This is a genomic window from Flexilinea flocculi (genome assembly GCF_001192795.1).
In the GTDB taxonomy this organism is placed as follows: Bacteria; Chloroflexota; Anaerolineae; order Anaerolineales; family Anaerolineaceae; genus Flexilinea; species Flexilinea flocculi.
The window spans coordinates 289,679-312,889 of record NZ_DF968180.1 but is presented as its reverse complement, the minus strand read 5'-3'; the positions used below and the strand labels follow the sequence as shown (position 1 = coordinate 312,889).

The following is a 23,211-nucleotide window of genomic DNA, read 5'->3' as shown; positions in this document are numbered from 1 at the left end:
TGTACTCCATTAGAAGAAACGCTGCCTAATTGGATGAAATATGCTCGGCATTGATCCGTTTTTTATTACGGCGATCAAACCAGATCAGCAGCATGATTAATATTCCCAGGAAAATCGCAAGGTATAACAAAAGCAGAGCCAGACTTGTTCCATCCACCCAAGCTCCATAGATTAAACCAGCTAATGTGCTAAAAAGTGCTACCCAAAACACATACACCCAGGCTTTCAATTTACCAATAATTGTCGCAGTAATTAGAATACTTTGCAAGCTCAATTCCGGGTCAGCCATCAGATAAGCCAGGAGCGGACCGCGATGCATGCCGAGCCCAAGGAACATATTGGCAATCGGTACTTCCACCAATGTCGGAAAGTACATAAATACACCAAAAATGACACCAGCCAGATTCCCGAGCAATGTGTTACTGCCGGCCAATGCTTCAATCCATTCCGGTCTAATTAAAACACGAATAATACCAACTGTGAAAACGCCGATAATCAGCAGCGGGAAGATTTGTTTCATGAAATGCCAGGATTCCCAGATAAAATTGCGCTGCTCGTCTTCACTCAGATGCTTGCGCAGAATCCATCCCAAGACCAGCAGGGCTAATAATTCAGCGAAAAATTTTCCCGTAAAGAGAATGTCCAAACCTGCAGAATGCGGTTGAACTCCCAGCGCTGCTGTGAGCAGCGTCAATCCGACCAGGATAAATGTAAACCAGGTCCATCGACTGAAGCCTTCATGGATTTTCTCAAATCCTTTCCAGGCAGATAACCCGATGAGAATGAGTAAAACAATCAAGAAAGCACCCTGAGCCGTGATGCCTTCCTCACCCTTCGTAGCATCATAGGGTACTAATCGGTATAGGAAGTCCTGAAAGCGATCTACTCCGGATACTGGCAGCGTGATCTGAGCATAAGAATCCGTTAACAGATTGACTTTAAGCGTTCCAGCAAGCAATAAAGCTACTAAAATCAGCAAAAATGCCGCCACAATTTTTCGCATACCTTGATTTTGTTTTCCAGCAAATCCCTCATCCGCAGCTTTGTCATGCGCAACGTCGGAACGGCTGAAGATTAGTGCCATGATCAACCCGATTCCTATTCCAAATGCGAGTGAGAGGAAAAGTCGGGCAAAAGCCAGATCCGGACCAATCACGCCGCCGGTATACACCAAAGCCAATATGTTCGCAGCCGGAGCAAAAAACAGGAAAGTAATGGCAGGACCAAGTCCAGCTCCTTTCTTATAAATACCGGCAAACAGGGGCACAATTGTGCAGGAACAAACTGCCAGAACCGATCCAGCCAGCGCAGCAGCTGGATAAGATATAAATTTTGGCGTATTGCGGCCTAAGAAGCGTGTTACGCTCTCTTTCGGGATCAGTGCAGTCATAGCGCCGGCAATAAAAAATGCCGGAACCAGGCATAGCAATACGTGTGCTGCCAGGTAAGAAGCAAGGTTTCCCAGCCCTCCCTGAAGCAATTTCAATAAAAACGTAGTAATTTCCATAAGACCACCTCAACAATATTTTTTTTACTGACAGCAGCAATTTTCCTGATTCACCGGTTTTACTGCCGAAACAATCACGGAATATACATCCACATCCTCTATGAAACCCGCGCTGGTACTTCGATTAGTTTTGATATCTATGAAACCAGCTTGCCGAATTAAATCCAGGTATTCACCTTCCGGCAATGCGCCGGATACACAACCGGACCAATTCGCTGCCTGAATATGTGCCGGCAGCGCCTTACTGCTGACCATGTCACTGACTTCCAGCCGTCCATTTGGTTTTATAACTCGAAAGGCCTCTTGAAAAACCTGTCCTTTATCTTCGCATAAATTGATAACACAATTCGAAATAATTACATCGACAGAATTGGCAATAACCGGCAGTGATTCTGCCTGGCCGAATCGAAATTCAACATTGGAATATCCATTTTTCTGAGCAGATGCTCTGGCTCTCTCCAGCATGGCTGGTGTCATATCAACACCAATCACCGTTCCTGACGGACCAACTTTTCGGGCAGCCAGGAAGGAGTCGACACCTCCGCCTGATCCGATATCCAAAACAACTTCACCGGGTTTCAACGATGCCATCGCCGTCGGATTTCCGCATCCCAGGGATAGCGCTTCTGATTCTCTTGGAATTGCAGCTTTTTCTTCCTGGTCATAACCGGTAGAAAAATTCACAGGGGATTGAAAGATATCCGAATGCGCTGTACAACAGCATTGATTTGAGGAAATCGAATCACAACAACCCGTTGGTGTTTCAGCAATGACACGATAAGTATTCTTCACTTCTTTCTGTCTGATTTGTCTTCGTGTTCCGGTTGCAATAAAAATACTGATCTTTGCATTTCGATCCGATTCCCCTATTACTTCACAGTGAGATTGAGCGCAGCAATCCTGTCCGGTACAATCGATTATGATATTGACAAGATCAGCTGCTTTAAACCAGTCATAAATCTGTGTGCGTTGAAATCCCATCCAGACATCCGACATTTCATCTTTCAACCAGGTAAACGGATGGACATCCATATCCGTAATAATGATTCTGCCACCCGGTTTCAGAATACGAACCATTTCCTGAATTGAAAGCAAAGGATCCGTGCAATGATGCAAGTACATGTTCGCAAAAACTACATCCACAGCACCATCCGGAAGCGGAATTTGTCTTCCATCCGCCTCATGATAACGAATATTTGTGAAAGAAGAGAGTTTCTGTTGAGCGATTTCAATCATAGACGACGATTGGTCAACCAGATGAACTTCACGAACTAATGGAGCTATCCCGGCAGTTATAAAACCCGTCCCGCCGCCAATGTCCGCAGCAGCCATTTCGGGGCGCAGCCATGCCTTTGCAATCGATGCCTCGCGAACTGATTCGCTGAAAAAAGCAGTCCGCATATTGTCCCAATCAGGTGCATTATCATTGAAATACTTCAAGGAAGTCTCCGATGCCATGTTTCTGTCATCCTTTTCATATAGAATATTTTCAATATGTAAATATACAACTCACATCCTAAAAAGTCAATATTGATTGAGAAGTATTTATAAAATTCAATGACAGAATCAAATCATTGATAAAACTGCTGAATCGGTATACCCAATAACTCGAAATATGGGCGGTTAAATATGTTGTTGTACCATGTCTGTGCTCTACACAAACATCATGTAACAACATATTTTCGCTATTATCACAAAAGAGTTTTATTAAATTTCGGGAAATGGATTATTTCGGACTTTTTTCTTTTCAATCAGGAGCAACGTCAACAAGAACAGGATCAAGCCAATCAAACCGACTATGAATAAGACAACCGGTACAATAGAAATTCCGATGCGATTGAACAGGTAGGTCATCAGGAATGGAATAGTCAGCACACCCATTCCAGAACCGGTCATAAAGCGGCTTGCGACCGAACCAGTAACCGGGAAAAGCGAACCGGCGAAGACCATCATTGTCGGATAAACGGTTGCCAGGAATAAACCGAGGAACACTGTGCCGATCCATAACGCTGCAGAATTCCCTCTGAAAATCATCATGAAACCTAACGTTAAAGCGGATCCGATATAATCACAGATCAGCAGCTTTTTCGGTTCAATTTTACGGGAAAGGAAAACTGCAATCAATCTACCCAACGTGAATGAACCCCAATAAAGTGAATTCAGATACGCAGCAGAAATATCTGACATCATTTTCGATTCGCTGGCATAAGTAAAAATCCAATTTGAAAAAGTGATTGCAACCCCTACATATGCAAAAAACAACATTGCGAATAAGACGACAACCTGATCATGCAGTTTTCGTCCGCTTTCTTCCATTTTGACGGCTGAGATCACTGGCGGGCTTGGAAGCAGCAAAAATCCAACCATTGAAGGGATAAAGAAGGAAGCAATTACCCAATAAGTCATTTGCAGACTGTTTCCGGCAGTCATAAAATGTGCGGTAATAAGCGGCGCAAACAGGCAGCCAACCCCAAACATAGAATGCAGGGCATTCATATAGGGAGGCAGATTGTCTTGAAATACTCGCATAATCAGGAGATTGCCACCGATATCAATCACACCTTCGACAAATCCTAAAACTGTGATCAATGAAACCGCCACCACAAAATTTCGAGCAAAAGGGATCATCAGCATTCCAAAAGACATCAATGCGATGCTGATCACCATGATCCTATGCCCTTGATATCGGTCGAATAATTTCGATCCGATAATAGTACCCGCCGTATATCCCAGTGCTTTGATCGCGATAAAGGTCGTAACCGCAGCCAGCGAACTGCCTGTTGCAATGGAAAGTTGTTTCAGGGTTGGACCTAACGTGGCTGATTCGAGTCCAATCGCCAAAAAACTAAGCAGATAGATAATGGCATAAAAAATTCGATGTTTTTGAAGTCTGGATTCAAATAAGGTCGGAGTGTGGATCATCAGTTTTTCACCGTTTTTTGTATCGTTTTATCAGCGAAAAACAGCATAACCATCAAATTCATCAATCCAACCAGGCTGACAATAAATAATACAATTGGTACAACACGAATTCCCAATTTATCGAAAAGATAGGTCATAACAAATGGGATCAACAACACACCCAGACCAGATCCAGCCATAAACCAGCGTGTGATCGATCCGGTAATTGTAAACAGACTGCCGGCAAAAACCATCAGTGTCGGATAGGAAGTAGCCAGGAAAAGACCCAGCAACATCGAAGCTGTCCATAAAATTGTGACACTACCCCTGAACAGAACCAACAATAGAAGGCAGAAAACCGTTCCGGTAAAGTTTATCAGTAGCATAGTTTTCGGTTTGACCTTTTTCGACAGGAAGATACCGATCAGTCTGCCTGCTGTAAATGAGCCCCAGAACGTTGAATTCAGGAAAGCGGCCTGAAGATCCGTTGCCAGTCTGGATTCACTGGCATAGGTAAAAATCCAGTTTCCAAAGGTGATTTCCACACCCACATAAGCAAAAAATATTAATGAGAAGAGGATGATCAAGCGAGTCTGCCGGTTTTTTTCTTCTTTCAGCGTTGTACTCTCAATCCGTTCCGGACTCGGCAGCAGAGATAATCCGATCATGGAAGGGAGATAAAGCAGTGCAATCACCCAATAGGTTAACAGCAGACTGTTTTCAAATGAAAGAAAACTCGCCGTGATCATTGGTGCTAATAGAGATCCGAAACCGAACATAAAATGCAAAGCGTTCATATAGGGCGCCAGATTATCCTGAAAAACCCAAATGATCATCAGATTGCCTCCGATATCCGTAATTCCTTCGGCAAAACCCAGAAGGAACATCGGAATAACGGCTGCAATGAAACTGCCGGCAAACGGGATAAACAACATGATGGCCGTCATCGTTGCAATACTAAGAATCAACACCTGATGACCGCGAAAACGGTCAAAAAATTTTGCACCGATAAAGGAACCGGTCATATAACCAAACGATTTAATGGTCACAAAGACGGTGACCGCAGCGAGCGTGCTATCGGTTGATACTGCAAGCAGTTTCATCGTCGGCCCCAGTGCGGCGGACTCCAGTCCAATCGTCAGGAAACTAAGTAAATAGATAAAGGCATAGAATTTCCGATTTTTTGCCAGTTCTTTTTTTTTCGCAGTCCAGTTTTGAATCATAGTTTCGGGTAATCCTTCCACATTATTATACATAAAGTAAAGAATTCAACATAGAAACCAGTTTTCCAGCTATTTGAAATATGGGAATGATTCTTTGTTGGTGTAATGTTTTTGCGCGATATCAGTAATTCAAAACATCAACTTTGCTATTTAAATCAATCGGGGGAAAAAAGTAGTTGTGATATTTTTACGCGAAGCGCAAAAATATCACAACTACAAATAATCCTCTTATCTTTCCAATTACTGAAACGATTTGTGATATTCGCAGAATTTATTGTTATGATTTTATTGAGGAAACGAAATAGTGAAAAAGAGTACCCCGAAGTTATTTCTTAAGGAGGATCCATGGAAATCATATTTCTTGCTGGTGGATGTTTTTGGGGAGTTGAAGCGTATTTTGCCCAAATTGATGGAATTGTCGATATAACTGTCGGTTATGCGAATGGGAAAACCGAGAATCCGAGTTATGAGGATCTGCTCTACAACGATTCTGGCCATGCGGAAACGGTCAAACTTGAATATGATCCGCAAATTATCAGCCTGAGCGCAATCCTGCAGCATTATTTTCGAATTATTGATCCAACCAGCGTCAATCGACAGGGAAATGACATTGGATCTCAATATCGAACCGGCATTTACTATGTCAACGAAGCGGACAAAGCGGTCATTGATGCCGAAATCGCTCGCATTCAAACAAGATATAAAAAGAAAATCGCTGTGGAAGTGATGCCGCTGATCCGATTTGACCCTGCAGAAGAATATCATCAGGATTATCTCGAAAAGAATCCCGGCGGATATTGCCATATCGATCTGGATCTTGCAAAAAAACCTCTGATTAATCCTGATCTATATCCCAAACCGGACGAAAGCACATTAGAAAAGCGTTTAACACCCATACAATTGGATGTAACACAGAACAGCGGAACGGAAGGTCCATTCACCAATTCGTATTGGAATACTTTTGAAGAAGGGATTTATGTGGATATCGTAACCGGAGAACCGCTTTTTATATCAAAAGACAAATTTGCCTCCGACTGTGGTTGGCCAAGTTTTTCTAAACCAATTGCGGAAGAAGTGATAACCTATGAACAAGACAACCGGTACAACATGTCCAGAATTGAAGTCCGCAGCCGCAGCGGTGATTCGCATTTAGGGCACCTCTTTCCGGATGGACCGCAAGAACTTGGAGGGTTGCGCTATTGCATCAACAGCGCAGCGCTGCGTTTCATCCCCAAAGACGAAATGGAAGCAGAAGGGTATGGCTATTTATTGAACCAGTTCTAATGGTAACAAGTTATTGGATTCGAAACCATCAGAAACTCGAAACAACAAACAACTATTCCTATAAAGAAGCAAATAATTCGAAATATGAAAAGAATTCAGTATTGTTCTTCTGGTTTTACACATAGCGTAAAACCAGAAGAACAATAAATTTTACTTTTAAGTTATCTCTACATGATATACAAATACTTCTCAATAGCAATTTTACTTTTTGAATTCCGAATTGCTGAGGGAGGATAGATATTCAAGCGAACAGAAAACAATGACAAATCCAGATATCAAATGATTTATTTGCAAAAGAAGGATGATCATGGGAAAATCAGTTATTATTTTGTGTATTTTTAGAGCACAAGTACTGCGAATTAAATCATCAAAAAACATGACAAACATCTTTTACCGCAGAATGGCGATTATTCAAAAATAGAAAATGGTATATACTTTTTAAAATCTGTTTATATTTTTTACAGAATAAATTGATCTTGCGGAAATTTATCGAAATAATCAAGGACCTGTCTCTGTTTAAAGCAATTCATAATTTGAAAAAGCCCGATAAGAAAAAAGAGAAAATTTGTTGTTACGTTGTTTTTGCGCAAAAACAACACATCCCAATCACAATTTGAATCGCCACGCTGCTTATTCATCAAAAGACAGAAAAAATGCTCAATAACGAATCATCTTTTTTTTTGACCGGAAGTAAACGTTTACAAAACGATGAACACGATAAATTCTTTGCATTTTCAAACTGGTTTTCGAAAAAGAATTCAAAAAAATAGGAAAGGCGGAATTTTATTATGGGAGATCTTTTAGCCGAGCTGATTGATATCTCGAAATCATTCCCCGGAGTCAAAGCATTAGACCATGTGAACTTCGATCTGAAACCAGGTGAAGTACATGCTCTGGTGGGTGAAAATGGTTCAGGCAAATCTACTTTGATGAAAATCCTTTCCGGCGTATATACAAAAGACGAAGGAAAAATCATCGTCAACGGGCAGGAAGTAGAATTTCAAAACCCAAGAGCTGCCCAGGATATGGGCATCTGTATCATTCATCAGGAATTAAACCTTTGCCGTCACTTATCCATCGCGGAAAACATTTATTTAGGAAGAGAACCCTACCAGGGTCTCTTTGTCAATCAAAGAAAACAGATTGAAGATACACGAAAAATACTGAAACGATTGGATGTCGATCTGGATCCGACAACCAGAGTCAGTGAATTGACAGTATCGAAACAACAGATGGTTGAAATTGGTAAAGCAATTTCAACGAATGCGAAGATTATTATCATGGATGAGCCGACATCGGCGCTTACGATCAAAGAGATCGACGAATTATTTAAGATCATTCATGTACTGAAACAGGAAGGCCATGGCATTATCTATATTTCTCATCGATTGGATGAACTGGCTTCCATCGCTGATAGAGTGACTGTGATCCGTGATGGACAACATATTATCACTATGGATTATAAGGATACAACACAGGAAAAGATTATCCGCTATATGGTCGGACGTGAATTGAAAGAGAAATTCCCGCGGATCAAAACGCAAGCCGGTGAAATCATCTTTGAAGTGAAAAACCTTACTGCCAGAAAAGCAGTCAAAAATGTGAGTTTCCAGGTACGGGAAGGTGAGATCCTTGGAATTGCCGGATTAATGGGCGCCGGAAGAACTGAAACGGTACGGGCAATATTTGGCGCAGATAAAAAAGAAAGCGGACAGCTATTTCTGCACGGGAAAGAGATCCACATCCATAAACCGCTGGAAGCAATTGAAGCCGGAGTTTTCTGTGTCCCTGAGGATCGAAAGCGAGACGGTTTATGCATCTCCATGCCGGTATACCAAAATGCCACCCTTCCCAACATGGAAAAAGTTACAGTAAATGGTATTGTGAACACCCGAAAAGAAATCGCTATTGCCGAAGAGATGATTAATGAATTAACCATTAAAACTCCGACCGTCAGCCAGACCGTGAAAAACCTCAGTGGCGGAAATCAACAAAAAGTGGTTGTCGGGAAATGGCTGGTGAAACCGGCTCACGTCATCCTGTTTGATGAACCAACGCGGGGTATCGATGTCGGCGCCAAAGTGGATATTTACAATCTGATGAATGATCTGAAGAAAAAAGGGATCGGTGTTGCTTTTGTTTCTTCAGAACTTCCAGAAATATTGGGAATGGCTGACCGTATTGTCGTCATGTGTGAAGGACGGGTCACAGCGGAATTAGACGCATCCGAAGCAAGCCAGGAATTGATTATGCAGTACGCAACACAATACATGTAAACGAGGATCCTATGAATCAAGCTGCAGCAAAACCAACCATGAATAAAAGAAGAAAGATTTCCCGACAAACGAGACAAATCGTCAGTACAGCAGGTGCACTCCTTGTTTTGGCAATTGTATTTACAATTGCCAATCCGAATTTTATCTCATCAATGAATATTTTAAATATTCTCAAACAGGCGACACCGATTATCATCATTGCTATCGGACAGACCTTTGTGTTGATTACCTCCGGTATTGATCTTTCCATCGGTTCCGTAATCGCATGTTCCGGTATCGTCGCTGCAATTTGTATGCGTGCAGGATGGCCAGTCTGGCTTTCGATGATTGCAGGATTGCTGTTTGGCGCAGGTGTCGGTGTATTGAATGGTGTTTTGATCGTTTACGGCAAGCTTCCTGCATTTATCGCGACAATGGGAACGATGACCACGATTCGCGGTCTGGCTCTGTTCCTGACGCAAGGAATTCCGATCGGAAGCCTGCCAAAATCCTTTACACAAATTGGTACACAGCGAAATTGGCTGTTTAATGTTCCAAATCAAGTTTGGATTATGTTCATTCTGGCGGTGATTTTTGGCTTTGTACTGGCAAAAACAAAAGTCGGACGATACACCTACGCGATGGGATCCAATTATGAAGCCACTCGTCTGTCCGGCGTCAATGTGAATCAGACATTGATAATCGTCTATACCATCAGCGCATTTTTGGCAGCCTGGGCGGGCATGATCATGACAGCCAATGTCATTTCTGCCGCTCCCACAGCAGGAGATGGCTATGAGCTGGATGCAGTCGCATCGTCTGTTATCGGCGGCGCCAGCACACTGGGAGGCGAGGGAATCGTCCCCGGGACTGTATTAGGAGCGCTTGTCATAGCAACACTGCGCAACGGATTAAACTTATCCGGTGCATCCCCATTTATTCAAAAAATGATTATTGGTATTGTGATCATCGGAGCGGTTTTCATTGATCGGTTCCGCCGCAATGATTAATTGGTGAATAAAACTGCCGTGGGCAGTTTGAGTAATAGTCTAAAGGAGATAGGAAATGAAAAAAGCGTTGTTGTTCTTAGTATTAGCTATGCTGCTTTCCATTTGCACCACCGCAATAGCTGCAGATAGCTACACCATTGCATTGATCACGATGGATTCCATGGACCAGCACTGGCTGAAGGTAAAAGCTGGCGCTGAAGAAGCAGTAGCTGAGTTAGTCGCTGCAGGAAATGATGTAAAACTGGTCTTCGATGCACCTTCCACAAAAGTTGACTCCGTGGTACAGGCAAGCATGGTTGAAAATCAGATCACCAATAAAGCGGATGCAATCATGGTCGCCCCGATGGATGCAGAAGCGCTTGCTCCTGCCATCGAAGCCGTTTATGATGCCGGAATTCCGATGATTTTGATCGATACACTCGCCAATACGAAGAAATTCCAGGTGATTTACCAGACCGACAATGGCGCTGCTGCTCGCACTGCTGCTCAGGAACTTGGTAAACTGCTGGGCGGGAAAGGCAAAATTGCCATCATCAATGCCCAGGCTGGTTCCCAGACAACCATGACCCGCGAAGGCGACTTCCGCGATGAAATGGCAAAAGCATTCCCCGATATCGAAATCGTCGGTGTGCAGTACTGCGATGGCGATAAACAGAAAGCCCTCAACTATGCTGAAGACTTCATGATGCAGACTCCTGACCTGGCTGGCTTCTATGCCTGCAACGAAGGATCCACCGTCGGCACTGGCAATGCAGTCGATCAGGCTGGAAAAGCCGGCACCATTAAAGTGGTCGGTTTCGATTTCTCCGATGAGGTTAAAGATCTGGTGGAACGCGGCGTAATTCAAGCAACCATGGTTCAGAATCCGTGGGTAATGGGTAACGAAGGCGTCAAGGCAGCTTGGAAGCTGATCAATGGCGAAAAAATTGCTGACGAAGAAGCTTTTGTTGTCGACACTGGTGTTACTGTTGCCACAAAAGAAAACCTGAAGGATATCAAATAATCCGGAAGAACAATCAAAAAAGAGTCTGGCTGCATTTGCCAGACTCTTTTTAATTCTCATGGGGCAGGAGATTGCCACGCCCTTACGGGGCTCGCTATGACAAATATCGCCTCTGTGTGACTCCCGTCACGACCTGTCATTGCGAGGAGGGATTAAGCCCGACGAAGCAATCTTTTCAACTATGGCAGGAGATTGCCACGCCCTTACGGGGCTCGCAATGACAAATATCGCCTCTGTGTAACTCCCGTCACGACCTGTCATTGCGAGGAGGGATTAAGCCCGACGAAGCAATCTTCTCAACTATGGCAGGAGATTGCCACGCCCTTACGGGGCTCGCAATGACAAATATCGCCTCTGTGTGACTCCCGTCACGACCTGTCATTGCGAGGAGGGCATTAGCCCGACGAAGCAATCTTCTCAACTATGGCAGGAGATTGCCACGCCCTTACGGGGCTCGCTATGACAAATATCGCTTCTGTGTGACTCCCGTCACGACCTGTCATTGCGAGGAGGGCATTAGCCCGACGAAGCAATCTTCTCAACTATGGCAGGAGATTGCCACGCCCTTACGGGGCTCGCAATGACAAATATCGCCTCTGTGTAACTCCCGTCACGACCTGTCATTGCGAGGAGGGATTAAGCCCGACGAAGCAATCTTTTCAACTATGGCAGGAGATTGCCACGCCCTTACGGGGCTCGCAATGACAAATATCGCCTCTGTGTAACTCCCGTCACGACCTGTCATTGCGAGGAGGGATTAAGCCCGACGAAGCAATCTTTTCAACTATGGCAGGAGATTGCCACGCCCTTACGGGGCTCGCTATGACAAATATCGCCTCTGTGTGACTCCCGTCACTACCTGTCATTGCGAGGAGGGCATAAGCCCGACGAAGCAATCTTTTCAACTATGGCAGGAGATTGCCACGCCCTTACGGGGCTCGCAATGACAAATATCGCCTCTGTGTGACTCGCGTCACGACCTGTCATTGCGAGGAGGGATTAAGCCCGACGAAGCAATCTTTTCAACTTTGGTAGGAGATTGCCACGCCCTTACGGGGCTCGCAATGACAAATATCGCCTCTGTGTAACTCCCGTCACGACCTGTCATTGCGAGGAGGGATTAAGCCCGACGAAGCAATCTTTTCAACTATGGCAGGAGATTGCCACGCCCTTACGGGGCTCGCTATGACAAATATCGCCTCTGTGTGACTCCCGTCACGACCTGTCATTACGAGGAGGGCATAAGCCCGACGAAGCAATCTTTATTATTAAATAAGAAAACAGATAATTGAGATGTACAATAAATTGCACAAAACGGATTAAGACTTTTTATAATCAGAGTTGGGAATGAAAAAAGAAGATACGTGGTTTGAATTAGATACGGCAGCAAAACTATACCCTGCGATAATGTCTCCTAAACAAGCAAGTGTTTTTCGGCTTAGCTGTACTTTGACCGATCCAGTGGATCCGGAAATGCTGCAAACCGCATTGTATGTCACGATTCAGCGCTATCCTTCATTCAATGTCCGATTGAAACGGGGTGTATTCTGGAATTATTTTGAACCGAACACCAACCATCCAACAGTCAGTGAAGAAACCGCTTACCCCTGCCAGATGCTGGACGCATCCAAAAACAACGACTTTCTCTTTCAAGTGACCTGGTTTGGCAAACGGATCAATTTGGAGATTTTCCATGTAATCGCGGATGCTACGGGAGGAATTGAGTTCTTGAAGACCCTGGTATTCTATTATCTCAGTCTTCAGGGAAAAGTTGTCGCTACACAGGGTCTGATACGGACTTTAGAGACAAAAATTGATCCTGAAGAAACTGAAAACAGTTTTGTCCGCTATTATGATCCAAAAATCGTGACTAGCCGTGCTGAGGAAAAAGCATTTCATTATTCCGGAAGCAGTCTCCCGTTTCAACATTCGCGTCTGATCCACGGATTGATATCCACAGAAGATCTGCTGGACAAAGTTCATGCATATCATGCAACTGTGACCGAATACTTGACAGCAGTTTTAATTAAAGCTTATTTCAACGCCTCAGAATCCCTGATTAAGTCGGAAGATATTGTAAAAATATCGGTTCCGATTAACCTGCGTGCAATTTTTCCAAGCCGGACTGTTCGTAATTTCTCTTTTTATATGAACATCGGTGAGAAATATCAGCAAAAAGATGATCGCTTTGAATCACTTTTAAGAAAAGTATCGGAACAGATGAAGGAGCAGCTTCAAAGAGAAAAAATCCTTGCCAGAATGAATCCTAACGTCTCCTTCGAAAAAAATGCTGCCATCCGCGCGGTGCCGTTGGATGTGAAACTGGCGGTCATCCGACAAGTTCACCAGATGATCGGCGAAGACCTTTTCACCTGCAGTCTTTCCAATATCGGTGTGATCGGGATTCCAGATTCCATGCGGCCTTTCATCGCTCGCTTTGATTTTGGGCTCAGCACTTCGGATAAAATTCCGGTGAATTGCAGCGTTTGCTCATATAAAGGGATTGTTTCAATTACTTTTTCGTCCTCCATTAAAGAGACAACACTGGAAAAAGAATTCTTCCGCTTTTTAGCAAAAGATGGGCTGCAAGTCACGATTGAAACCAGTGAAGGTTAATAGATGAAAAAATGCCTTGAATGTAATGTCTGGGTGAACACCAATGCCATCCGCTGTCCCTTATGCGGTGTTGGATTGAATCAATTGGGACAGTCCGAAACCACCCTTTTGTACCCATCTTATTCCAAAAACAGACACGGGAAAAGAAAGATGAATTTTCTTGCGAAAATTTTCTTCTTTATTTCGATTGCAGCTTCATTGATCTGTTTTTTTGTGAATGTGCTCACGTGGAACGGTCTGCCCTGGTCACTGGTCGTCGCTGGCGGGATCATCATTTCCTGGCTGCTGGTAGGTCTGCCGCTGTTGAAGACAATGAATCTGAATTTTATGCTGATTGACCAGATGATCGGTGTTCAGATTTACCTGTATCTGATCGATCGGATTTTCGGCAATAAAGGCTGGTCTCTTAATTATGTCTATCCGCTGCTATATGTCGCAGTTGCCATCGTTATTGTTTTATTTGTGATCATCTATCGTATCGCCTGGCATGATTACCTGATCACTGCAGTTATCATGGCTGTGATCGGTTTTTACCCGCTGATTCTGATTGCGTTCGGTGTTATCGATGTGCTCTGGCCGAGCTACACTGCGATGATGTTCGCCGTCTTATTGATCTGCGGTTTATTCATCTTCGGACGCGATAAATTAAAAAAAGAAATTCGTAAAAGAATGAATCTGTAGCCAGGAAATGGAATTATTAACTTACTTTTTGAATCGCTGGATTTTGAAAAAGCTCATATACATCGTTGAATGATGTAAAATTCAGACTTGAAATTAAGTCTTCAAACTGTTTAAAATCCGGAACAATAAAGTATCCTTCCACGCACGATCATCCTGAACAGCCACCAGCACGCTGATAAAGATCAACACAGCGCCAAAGATTTGAATTCCCGTAAATGTCTCATGCATGAAAATCATTCCGAAAATGGATCCGAAAACCGATTCAAGTCCAAGAATAATAGCAGCCTTGGACGGCTTGGCATATTTCTGACCGATTGCCTGCAGCGTAAACCCCCCGCCGATGACCAAAATTCCGGAATAAAGAATAAACGGAAAGGTGAAAGCCAATTTGCCGTTTGTGTCGCCCTGTTCAAAAATTCCCCAACACAGTAAGTTTAAAGTAGCGCAAACCAGAAATTGCCCGGCTGAAAATTGAATCGGATCCGTCTTTCTGGATGCTTTACCGACAATTATGATATGCAGTGCCCAAAAATTGGAACCGATAAAAACAATTGCATCACCAATGGCAAAATGATCCAGCGGTTTGCCTGCCGTACTTAAAAAGTACAATCCAGTGATTGCAAAAATTGCCGCGATAAAAGCGCTACGTTTAATTTTCTGTCGGAAAAAAAGAAATGAGAGAAAAGGGACCAGTGCTACATAGATGGTTGTGATAAAGCTGGCATTACCGATTGTCGTCTGTTTCATACCATACTGCTGAAGCGCCGCTGCAATAAATAGTATACATCCTGAGAAAAACGTCAGCAGTCCGCCTTCCTTGAAAAAAGGAAGTTGAAACTTAGCCAAAATAAGAATGAAAAGAGCTGCAAGTAAATAACGAATGCCATTAAATGCAAAAGCGGATAAATTATCCGCGCCAATTTTCTGAGGAATAAATCCGCTGCCCCAAATAATTGCTGTCGTCAGCAGCATCCCTTCGGAAATGAATTGCTTTGTTTTTACATTCTCAAGATTTTGACTGTTTTCCAAGTACAACTCCCATCTTTTTCAGATTATCCGTGTGAACTTGCTGGTAAAATTTACTATCCACAGGAGCTGGCAGCATCTTTTTCTCTGACAATCCCTGCAAATATTCATAATTCTTTACCATAATGGTTTTATCGGTCAAACTGCCGTGCCCCGGGAAAACTTTTTTCACATCGCTGCGTTTAATCCAGGATTCCAGGTTGTGAAGCCAGAGCGGGACCTCAGCCGGATCATTGATCACAGGCACCGCCTCAAACGAATCCCCGCCCAGTAAAACACCCCACTCCGGGATGAAACCAACGATGCTATCCGAAGTATGCCCGCGAAACTGATAAAGCTCCAGGGAATAATAGCCCATGTCAATTGTCAATTTTTCATCAAAAGTGACGTCCGGTGTGATCAGTTTGACACCCTTCCAGCCATTCGCATGCTCGTTCCGCATCTTCTTCAATGTGGATGGGAGTTCATTTTCAAAACGGTCCAATGAATTGGTATGTGCAACCACATGCTCAAAAGGATATCCACAAGTGCCCCAGCAGTGATCCCAGTCAGCATGACTATACACAGCCATCGCAGTTTTTTTCTCAAGATGTTGAGAGAATTCCATCATATTCCTGGGATAGGAAAATGTATCCCAGACAACACAATAATCCCTGCCTTTCAGAATGGCACTGTTAACCTGTAACTTTTCATTGGGAAAAAAATCTGCCTGCGCAATCGTAAAAAAATCATCAATGTGAGTTGTTCGAATCATTCGAATGATTATAACTGAGGAGATGGAAATTCAAAAAACTTACATGAGGGTGAATTTTTAAAGAAATATTGATTGAAGCTGTTGGTATATCGCCAGATTTAGAGAGAAAATTTTCAATGACAGGAAGAATAAGATAGAATGGTGAATATGTGTTTTACCAATATATTTCTTCGCATCTGCGGAGTTTAGACAGTATTCTGCTATTGCGAGGAGGGTATCCGCCCGACGAAGCAATCTCTATTCGTACAGCCCCCTTTACTTGATGGAGCAAGAAAATTGCCACACCACCTGCGGGGCTCGCAATGACAGGTTTTCCATTACAAGGCTCACAATGAAATACATCGCGGCAGCGATTCGAAATATTGACATCCTTTTCAAATAAATTGAGAAAGTTTGTTGTTGTGATGTTTTTGAGTTTCACTCAAAGACATCACAACAACAAGTAAATCTTTCCAAATTTGGATTTTCTGTTTCATATTTCGAATTAATGACATCGCGGAAGAATGAGATAAAATGATGAATATGGGTTTTATCATTACCAAAGCTTCGCTGCGTGATCTAAATGCAATTCTCAAACTGGAGCAGGTTTGCTTTACTAAAGATGCCTGGACATTTCTGGACGTAGCCGGCACACTGATCGCCTCAGACATCATCCGTTATAAAGCCGCCTATGGCGAAGAACTGGCTGGATTTGCCGCGGCTGAAATCCGCAAATCCGAACAAACCGGCTGGATCATCACCTTGGGGGTTTTTCCGCAATACCGTAAACAAGGAATTGGATCGGCTCTACTGAAAGCATGCGAAAAAGCCTTGTTGCCGCTTAAAATTCGTTTATGCGTCAGCACGAAGAACCATGAAGCAATTCATCTCTATAAAAATATTGGCTACCGCGAGGTCGGGATCTGGCCATCTTATTATGCCGATCATTGCGATGCCATTGTGATGGAAAAAAATGAACAAGAATCGATATCAGACGCTCTTTAATTTCTTTTTGTTGTGCATCATTTTTACCGGTATATGTTTCCGCTTTACCAACATGGACTGGGATTCCGGTGCACTGTTGCATCCAGATGAATATGGACTGACCAATACACTGACACGACTTTCCATTCCACGATCCATCAGCAATTATTTTAATACGCGTGAATCAACACTCAGTCCCTACAACCAATACGACCTGAACGGTCAAAAAACCGTCGATGGTCCAGATAACCGAATGCGCTGGGGACAGCTTCCGATGCTGATTATCCGCCTGACGGCAGAAGCCGTCGACACGACCGGCTATACCGAATTGCGGCGCACAGGTCGGTATGTTTCAGCGATAATTGATACCGGCACGCTGATCCTGCTTTTTCTAATGACCTGGATGCTGTTCCATAGTGTCACCATGGCATTATTGAGTACCGCATTAAGCAGTATGGCAGTGATGCAGATACAGCAGTCCCATTTTATGACTGTCGACACCTTTGCTGTCTTTTTTTGCATGCTGACGCTGCTGGCAGCTGTAAAAATTTCCCAATCCGATATAATCCGAAAAGACACACGTGGCATCTGGCAGATCACCAGCCGAGCATGGCTATGGTTCGGCCTTTTCGGCATTTTTCTGGGAATGGCGATCAGCTGTAAAATCAACCATGCCGTACTGGGCATGATGGTCGTTGTTGCAGCATTCATTGCCATCGCAGAGCAAAAGCTGAGCTCAAAAAAAGAACTCAGGCGCATTATCCTGCTGGCACTTGGAATGTGCCTGTTCAGCGCCATCATGATGGTCTTATCCTTCCGCCTTTTTCAGCCGATGAGTTTTCGCGCTCCTACCGGAAATACGTCCTTGTTGACCTGGCATATCAATCGAGACTGGTGGGATAGTATGCAAGTGGCTGCCGCTGAATCCAGTGGAATCGGCGGAGGTCCGCCATCTGAACAATGGGCACACCGTATTCCAGTGCTCTTTCCGCTGATCAATATGATTTTTTACGGCATGGGCGTCCCACTGGGAATTGCCGTCTGGATCGCCGGACTATACGCAATTCTGCGCATTATCCGTTCAACAAACAGCGAATGGAAAGCCCTGCTGATTCCGGTCGTTTGGTCCTTCTTCTTCTTTCTGTTTATGGGGACACGCTTTGTTAAGTGTATCCGCTACATGCTGCCGGTCTACCCGACGTTTTGTCTGTTGGCAGCCTGGGGACTGACAGCATTCTGGAAGCGAGCAAATGGCTGGAAAAAAGCATTTCCAGCTGCAGCAACCTGTTTCGTCCTTTCCGGCGCTATTATCTGGGCAGCGGTATTCGTAAATACCATTTATGGGCAGGAACACTCCCGTGTCGAAGCGGTGCGCTGGATCTACGAGAACATCCCAGCCGTCTTTCAACTTGCCGGTACGGATGAAAGCGGAGAGAACCCCATCAGTATCCCGGTCAACGCCGACAGTGTCGTGCCGCTTTCCATACAAACCACCTTTGAGCAGACATTCATTCCCGCCCGCGATATCCGGATCTTCCAATTGAGCATGCCGCATGTCCGCTCCGTTTCTCAATCAGAAGAAACACGAATGCTGGAAGTTCAGATCATCGATCCTTATCAGCAAGTGATATCGGATTCGATTGCAGCGCTTCCCAAAAAACTGGAGGACGGTTCGGTGGATATCCCACTGAATTCGACCTATTTAAAAAAAGGGGAGCGTTATTCCATTCGGGTGAACCTGCGTTCAGGATCGGAACTCATGCTGCGGAGAAACGTGATCGCCAATGAAAATTGGGATGAAGGTTTGCCGTTTCCTCTGGATGGATACGATCCTTTCGGCCAATTGTATAACGGAATAACCAACCAGGTGCGCTGGAGCGACAACGAAGAAAAAAAGAAAATGCTGCTGGATACACTCGATAAATCCGATTACTTGATCTTGCCCAGCCAGCGGGGCATGTGGAGTGTCTGCAGAATTCCATTGACGTACCCGATGACCATAGCGTATTATGAGGCGCTGTTTGACGGCAATCTCGGCTTTGAACTAGTGGCAGCGTTTCAGCGTCCGTTTCGCATCGGTCCGCTGGTTATCTCCGACCTGGCCGGCACAGTATCCTGGAATCAGCAGCCGCAGCTGCCGATTAAAAATTTGAGCATCTGGTCTGCGGAGGAAGCATTCAGCGTCTATGATCATCCACCAGTCTGGATTTTCAAGAAAAGCAGCCATTTCAATTTACAGGCAGTCAAAGCACTCCTGGATCAGATTGATTTGTCCGCTGTCGTCAATCAAGGACCGACCGATGCAATCTGGCCAGAAGGTTATGGAAAGGAATGAAAAAAACTCAATACCTTTGGATGAATCGTTAAAATAAATGCATTTTACACGATTGATTCAAATAAATTCGAATTTCGAATAGTTGAGAATTAATATCTATTGCAAATTTCCATTGTCGATCTATTTATGTGCTTCGCACACGGATAAATGAACTACAAGACACGCCATCATAGTTTGAATTGCTGTTTTTCCTTGACTATGGAAAATTGAAAAGCAGACGGGAAATTCGAATTCTTCAGTACAACCATTGATTCGACATATTATCAAAGAAATTTTTACTATAGACGTAAAATCATTAATCAGAATCCGGACTTACATGGAAAGATGAAGAAACATCAATATAAAAATATCACTGCATGGTTCATCCTTTGCACAATCATTCTGATTCTTGTCAATATGGACATGTTTCATTTTGAACAAGTCATTCCTGTTCGCAGATCCTTCTATCCCGATTCCGATACCAGAGGCAATCAACCTGTGACACAGCGCATCCGATTGTCTCAGGGATCCTACCGGGCAGTTCTGTCCGGTGTCAATGAGAATAAGTACAACGGCTACAATCTATATCTGAATGGAGAGCTGGTCAAAACGGATACCTTTGATGTCGGAACGATCGATGATGTGATCCCTTTTTCAATTGAAACATCCGCCGCAGATATGCAAATCGGGGTCTATTACAGTCAGTCTTCTGGTGCTTTTCGTATTGAACACATCAAGATCATATCCGATTTCGTCATTTTAAAAGAGAACATCATCCGACACCTGTTTAGTTCGCTTGTATTGCTGGCATTTTTGATCTTGCTATATTTCCGAGTATTCGCTACGGCGCAATACCGAAAACGGATGGGCAGATTTGCCGAACCGCTCACCGAGAAAACCAGTCTTTTTATTTTTCTGGTATCCCTCATAGTCTCTGCTCCCTTACTCAACAGCGGTTTTCCGCAGTCGACGGATCTGATTTTTCATCTGATGCGCATCGAAGGCATCAAAGAGAGTCTTGTTTCTGGTTATCTGCCGGCAAGAATTTATGAATACACATTGAATGGTTACGGGTACGGCTCGGGCTTGTTTTATCCGGATCTCTTCCTGTATTTTCCGGCAATTCTGCGGCTGTTGGGTTTCCATATTCTCACCGCATATAAAATTTTTACATTTTTGTGCAACTTCTTTTCAATGCTGAGCATGTATCTTTTTATCAGCCGCATCGCTAAGTCGCGCTTTGCTGGCCTGGTTGCAGCAATTTTTTACAGTTTGGCAGTCTACAGGCTGGCAGTGATTTACTTCCGCGGAGCGTTGGGAGAGATGCAGGTTTTTATCTTTCTTCCGCTTGTTTTGTGGGGATTGTTCGATATTCTAAATAACCGACCAGACCATTGGCTGGTTTTTGCTGCCGGTTTCGCAGGATTGCTGTTGTCCCATCTGATTGGGTTGGCGATCAGCGGGGTCATGACCATGTTCATCCTGCTTTTTTATCTTGATCGGATCGTTAAAGATCGCCGAATTCCAATCGCTATAGGAAAAGCTTTTATCGTAACCGTATTGGTCACGGCTTTTTTCTGGGGTCCGATGTTAGAACAAATTCTGACCAATCCGATTAAAGCCAATTTTCTGTTTTCCAATCAGGCGGATCAAATCAATAGCAGTTATCTGCTAACTCTGCGCGAAATTTTTTCTTTTTTTACTGAGTATAACAATATTTACCAGCGGCTTTATTTTGGTTATCCATTGATTCTGATTCCATTGATCTTTTTATTTGCTGCAAAAAAAATACGCCAACAGAATAACTTGTTCCGATTTTCGCTTCCGCTATTCCTGACAGGTTTGCTCTTTCTGGCGGCCAGTACCAATCGTTTTCCGTGGTTACACTTTGCATGGTTTTATAACCGGATTCAATTCCCTTGGCGGACACTGATGATTCCTGTGTGTTGTTTCGCCGCACTTGGTGGTCTGATTTGGAAAACTCTTTTTTCTAAAAAACATGCATGGGTAATTCTGGGAACACTGACTGTTTGCCTGATCGGCGTGATCCCGTTCTTTTCTCATCTCATGAATCAAAAGATGTACCATGGAGAAGATTTTCAGCTTGAAAGCAACCGCATTTCCGGAGCTGAATGGCTGCCAATAAATGCTGACAGTGAGTTCATTGATAAGAATGGAAATACGGTGCTGGCATCCGTCTCGGATTATGTGACCAAATCCTTTCGACGGAAAGGTCTTACTTTTTCCGTGGATTTCGAAATCAACAGCGAACCTGCGGATCCCGTATTGGTGGAAATCCCTTTGCTGTATTACACCGGATATCGAGCGCGACTGGAACAAAACAGCAACGATCCATCAGAGCAAAAAGTATTTCAGGGGCCACACGGATTGACTAGTGTACAGATCGATCCGGATGTAAAAAGTGGAACCCTTTTTGTGTGGTATGCCAAAACGCTTGTGCAGCGCATTTCAGAGGGAGTCAGCTTAATCACACTGATTCTGATCCTCCTTTTTCGCCGTCGAAAAATCGATGCCTGAACTCTCCTGATAGGGGGTAGAGAAAAGCGCTTTCATTCTTCCAGCAACCGCTGTGCCGTAAATTGATCGGTGATCAAAATGTTGATCAATCTGCCGCGCAAAGAACCACGGATCGCACGATATTTGCGCCGTCCACCGGCAATCCCGATAGCCCTTTCCACTTTTTTTAATTGCGCAATTTCCATGGAAATCACATGGCTTGTCAGCAGACTTTGATCCATCTCATTGCCATTCTGATCAAAAAACCGCAGCAGGATGTCACCCACAGCGCCATTACTCTCCAAAATGCGAATATCTTTCTCGGAAAGCGCATTACCGCTGGCTGCCAGCAGACTGGATGGATTCAGCGCACCGATTCCGACCAGTGCTGTGTTCACGAAAGGAAAGAGTGAAAGGACATCACTGACCGATTTGTCCTGAATAATCGTCTGATAAACTTCATCAGTTTTAATGACCGCCGGCAACGGTAAAAAGTAAGCAGTACCATTGACAAGTGAAGCCAGGTGGCTGGCGAGGTAGGCAGATTGATTCTGTGAGCTGGCATTCCCGAGTCCTCCCAGAATCTGAACGACCTGTATGCCGTTTTTTCGCGGAACAGGTGTCATTGCGTTGACCGTGGAGATCAGCATCGAACTCCAGGAGGACAATCCAATGATGTCATTGGGGCGAATGGTATTCTCCAGGTAACTCGCAGCGCACGCTCCGATTTCTCGAATCATGCCGGGACCTTCCTCTTCGGAGGCGCAGTCAGCAATTACCACATCCTTTAACCCGTACTTTGCGACCAGGTTTTCCTCCATCTCGGTATAAACACCGCGTGGAATATTGACGACAATTTTGACAATGCCTTCTTTTTCACCCAGCGTCAACAGACGCGAAACAGCCGCCTGAGAAAGTCCTAATTGTTCAGCAATTTCGTTTTGGCGCACACGGGATTCATAATATAACCTCGCAACGCGAGCAATGAGCCGTGGATCTTCTTTTCTCCCCATTTTGTCCCCCTTGAACGTCAGTGGTATGACAATCAATGACTTTCGTCACGATTTTGTCACATAAATGAATAATTATTCATATTTGATAATATATTCAAAAATTTCGGGTATGATTAGTAAAAATAAAAAAGCATGAATATCTAT

General features: G+C 44.0%; 16 protein-coding genes. 9 read left to right on the top strand and 7 right to left on the bottom strand.

All coding sequences use genetic code 11. The annotated features are described in order from the left end of the window. Positions 1-25: 25 nt before the first annotated feature. The 4 genes from ATC1_RS03430 to ATC1_RS03415 form a co-directional block, all read right to left on the bottom strand. On the bottom strand, positions 26-1,507 hold the full coding sequence (locus tag ATC1_RS03430; RefSeq protein ID WP_062278404.1) for a permease: 1,482 nt from the start codon (positions 1,505-1,507) through the stop codon (positions 26-28). Positions 1,508-1,531: 24 nt separating this feature from the next. Next, positions 1,532-2,965, bottom strand: coding sequence for a class I SAM-dependent methyltransferase (gene arsM, locus ATC1_RS14560; RefSeq protein ID WP_082174640.1), 1,434 nt, complete (start codon positions 2,963-2,965; stop codon positions 1,532-1,534). A gap of 249 nt (positions 2,966-3,214) precedes the next feature. Continuing rightward, positions 3,215-4,429, bottom strand: a complete 1,215-nt coding sequence (locus tag ATC1_RS03420) for an MFS transporter (protein ID WP_062278402.1) — start codon at positions 4,427-4,429, stop codon at positions 3,215-3,217. Next, on the bottom strand, positions 4,429-5,631 hold the full coding sequence (locus tag ATC1_RS03415) for an MFS transporter (RefSeq protein WP_172667702.1): 1,203 nt from the start codon (positions 5,629-5,631) through the stop codon (positions 4,429-4,431). The genes ATC1_RS03420 and ATC1_RS03415 overlap by 1 nt, the downstream gene beginning before the upstream one ends. A gap of 345 nt (positions 5,632-5,976) precedes the next feature. On the opposite strand from ATC1_RS03415, the gene msrB reads away from it, so the two are divergent. The 6 genes from msrB to ATC1_RS03380 all read left to right on the top strand — a co-directional run bounded on the left by msrB (position 5,977) and on the right by ATC1_RS03380 (position 14,480). Further along, entirely contained in the window at positions 5,977-6,915 is a 939-nt protein-coding gene (msrB, locus tag ATC1_RS15025) for a peptide-methionine (R)-S-oxide reductase MsrB (RefSeq protein WP_062278397.1), read from the top strand. 788 nt (positions 6,916-7,703) lie between these two features. Further along, entirely contained in the window at positions 7,704-9,191 is a 1,488-nt protein-coding gene (locus ATC1_RS03400) for a sugar ABC transporter ATP-binding protein (protein ID WP_062278394.1), read from the top strand. Between the two features lie 11 nt (positions 9,192-9,202). Continuing rightward, on the top strand, positions 9,203-10,180 hold the full coding sequence (locus tag ATC1_RS03395; RefSeq protein ID WP_062278392.1) for an ABC transporter permease: 978 nt from the start codon (positions 9,203-9,205) through the stop codon (positions 10,178-10,180). A 55-nt stretch (positions 10,181-10,235) separates the two neighbouring features. Beyond that, entirely contained in the window at positions 10,236-11,183 is a 948-nt protein-coding gene (locus ATC1_RS03390) for an ABC transporter substrate-binding protein (protein WP_062278390.1), read from the top strand. A gap of 1,347 nt (positions 11,184-12,530) precedes the next feature. Further along, positions 12,531-13,799 (top strand): hypothetical protein, encoded by a 1,269-nt coding sequence (locus tag ATC1_RS03385; RefSeq protein WP_062278388.1) that lies wholly within the window; start codon positions 12,531-12,533, stop codon positions 13,797-13,799. 3 nt (positions 13,800-13,802) lie between these two features. Then, the gene (locus ATC1_RS03380; RefSeq protein WP_062278386.1) at positions 13,803-14,480 is read left to right on the top strand and encodes a DUF6320 domain-containing protein; all 678 of its coding nucleotides are present in this window, start codon (positions 13,803-13,805) and stop codon (positions 14,478-14,480) included. Positions 14,481-14,573: 93 nt separating this feature from the next. Here the strand turns inward: ATC1_RS03380 and ATC1_RS03375 are convergent, their stop codons facing one another. Next, on the bottom strand, positions 14,574-15,509 hold the full coding sequence (locus tag ATC1_RS03375; RefSeq protein WP_062278385.1) for a DMT family transporter: 936 nt from the start codon (positions 15,507-15,509) through the stop codon (positions 14,574-14,576). Next, a complete protein-coding gene (locus tag ATC1_RS03370) occupies positions 15,487-16,260 on the bottom strand; it encodes an MBL fold metallo-hydrolase (RefSeq protein ID WP_062278384.1) in 774 nt (257 codons plus the stop codon). The genes ATC1_RS03375 and ATC1_RS03370 overlap by 23 nt, the downstream gene beginning before the upstream one ends. 513 nt (positions 16,261-16,773) lie before the next feature. Between ATC1_RS03370 and ATC1_RS03365 the strand changes: the two genes are divergently transcribed. The 3 genes from ATC1_RS03365 to ATC1_RS03355 all read left to right on the top strand — a co-directional run bounded on the left by ATC1_RS03365 (position 16,774) and on the right by ATC1_RS03355 (position 22,075). Then, the gene (locus ATC1_RS03365) at positions 16,774-17,244 is read left to right on the top strand and encodes a GNAT family N-acetyltransferase (RefSeq protein WP_062278382.1); all 471 of its coding nucleotides are present in this window, start codon (positions 16,774-16,776) and stop codon (positions 17,242-17,244) included. Next, a complete protein-coding gene (locus ATC1_RS03360) occupies positions 17,213-19,558 on the top strand; it encodes an ArnT family glycosyltransferase (RefSeq protein WP_062278381.1) in 2,346 nt (781 codons plus the stop codon). Before ATC1_RS03365 ends, ATC1_RS03360 begins: the two co-directional genes overlap by 32 nt. Before the next feature lie 324 nt (positions 19,559-19,882). Further along, positions 19,883-22,075, top strand: coding sequence for a DUF6541 family protein (locus ATC1_RS03355; protein WP_062278379.1), 2,193 nt, complete (start codon positions 19,883-19,885; stop codon positions 22,073-22,075). Positions 22,076-22,107: 32 nt separating this feature from the next. Here the strand turns inward: ATC1_RS03355 and ATC1_RS03350 are convergent, their stop codons facing one another. Continuing rightward, positions 22,108-23,067: a sugar-binding transcriptional regulator gene (locus ATC1_RS03350; protein WP_062278377.1), complete on the bottom strand. Its 960-nt coding sequence runs from the start codon at positions 23,065-23,067 to the stop codon at positions 22,108-22,110. Between the last annotated feature and the right edge of the window lie 144 nt (positions 23,068-23,211).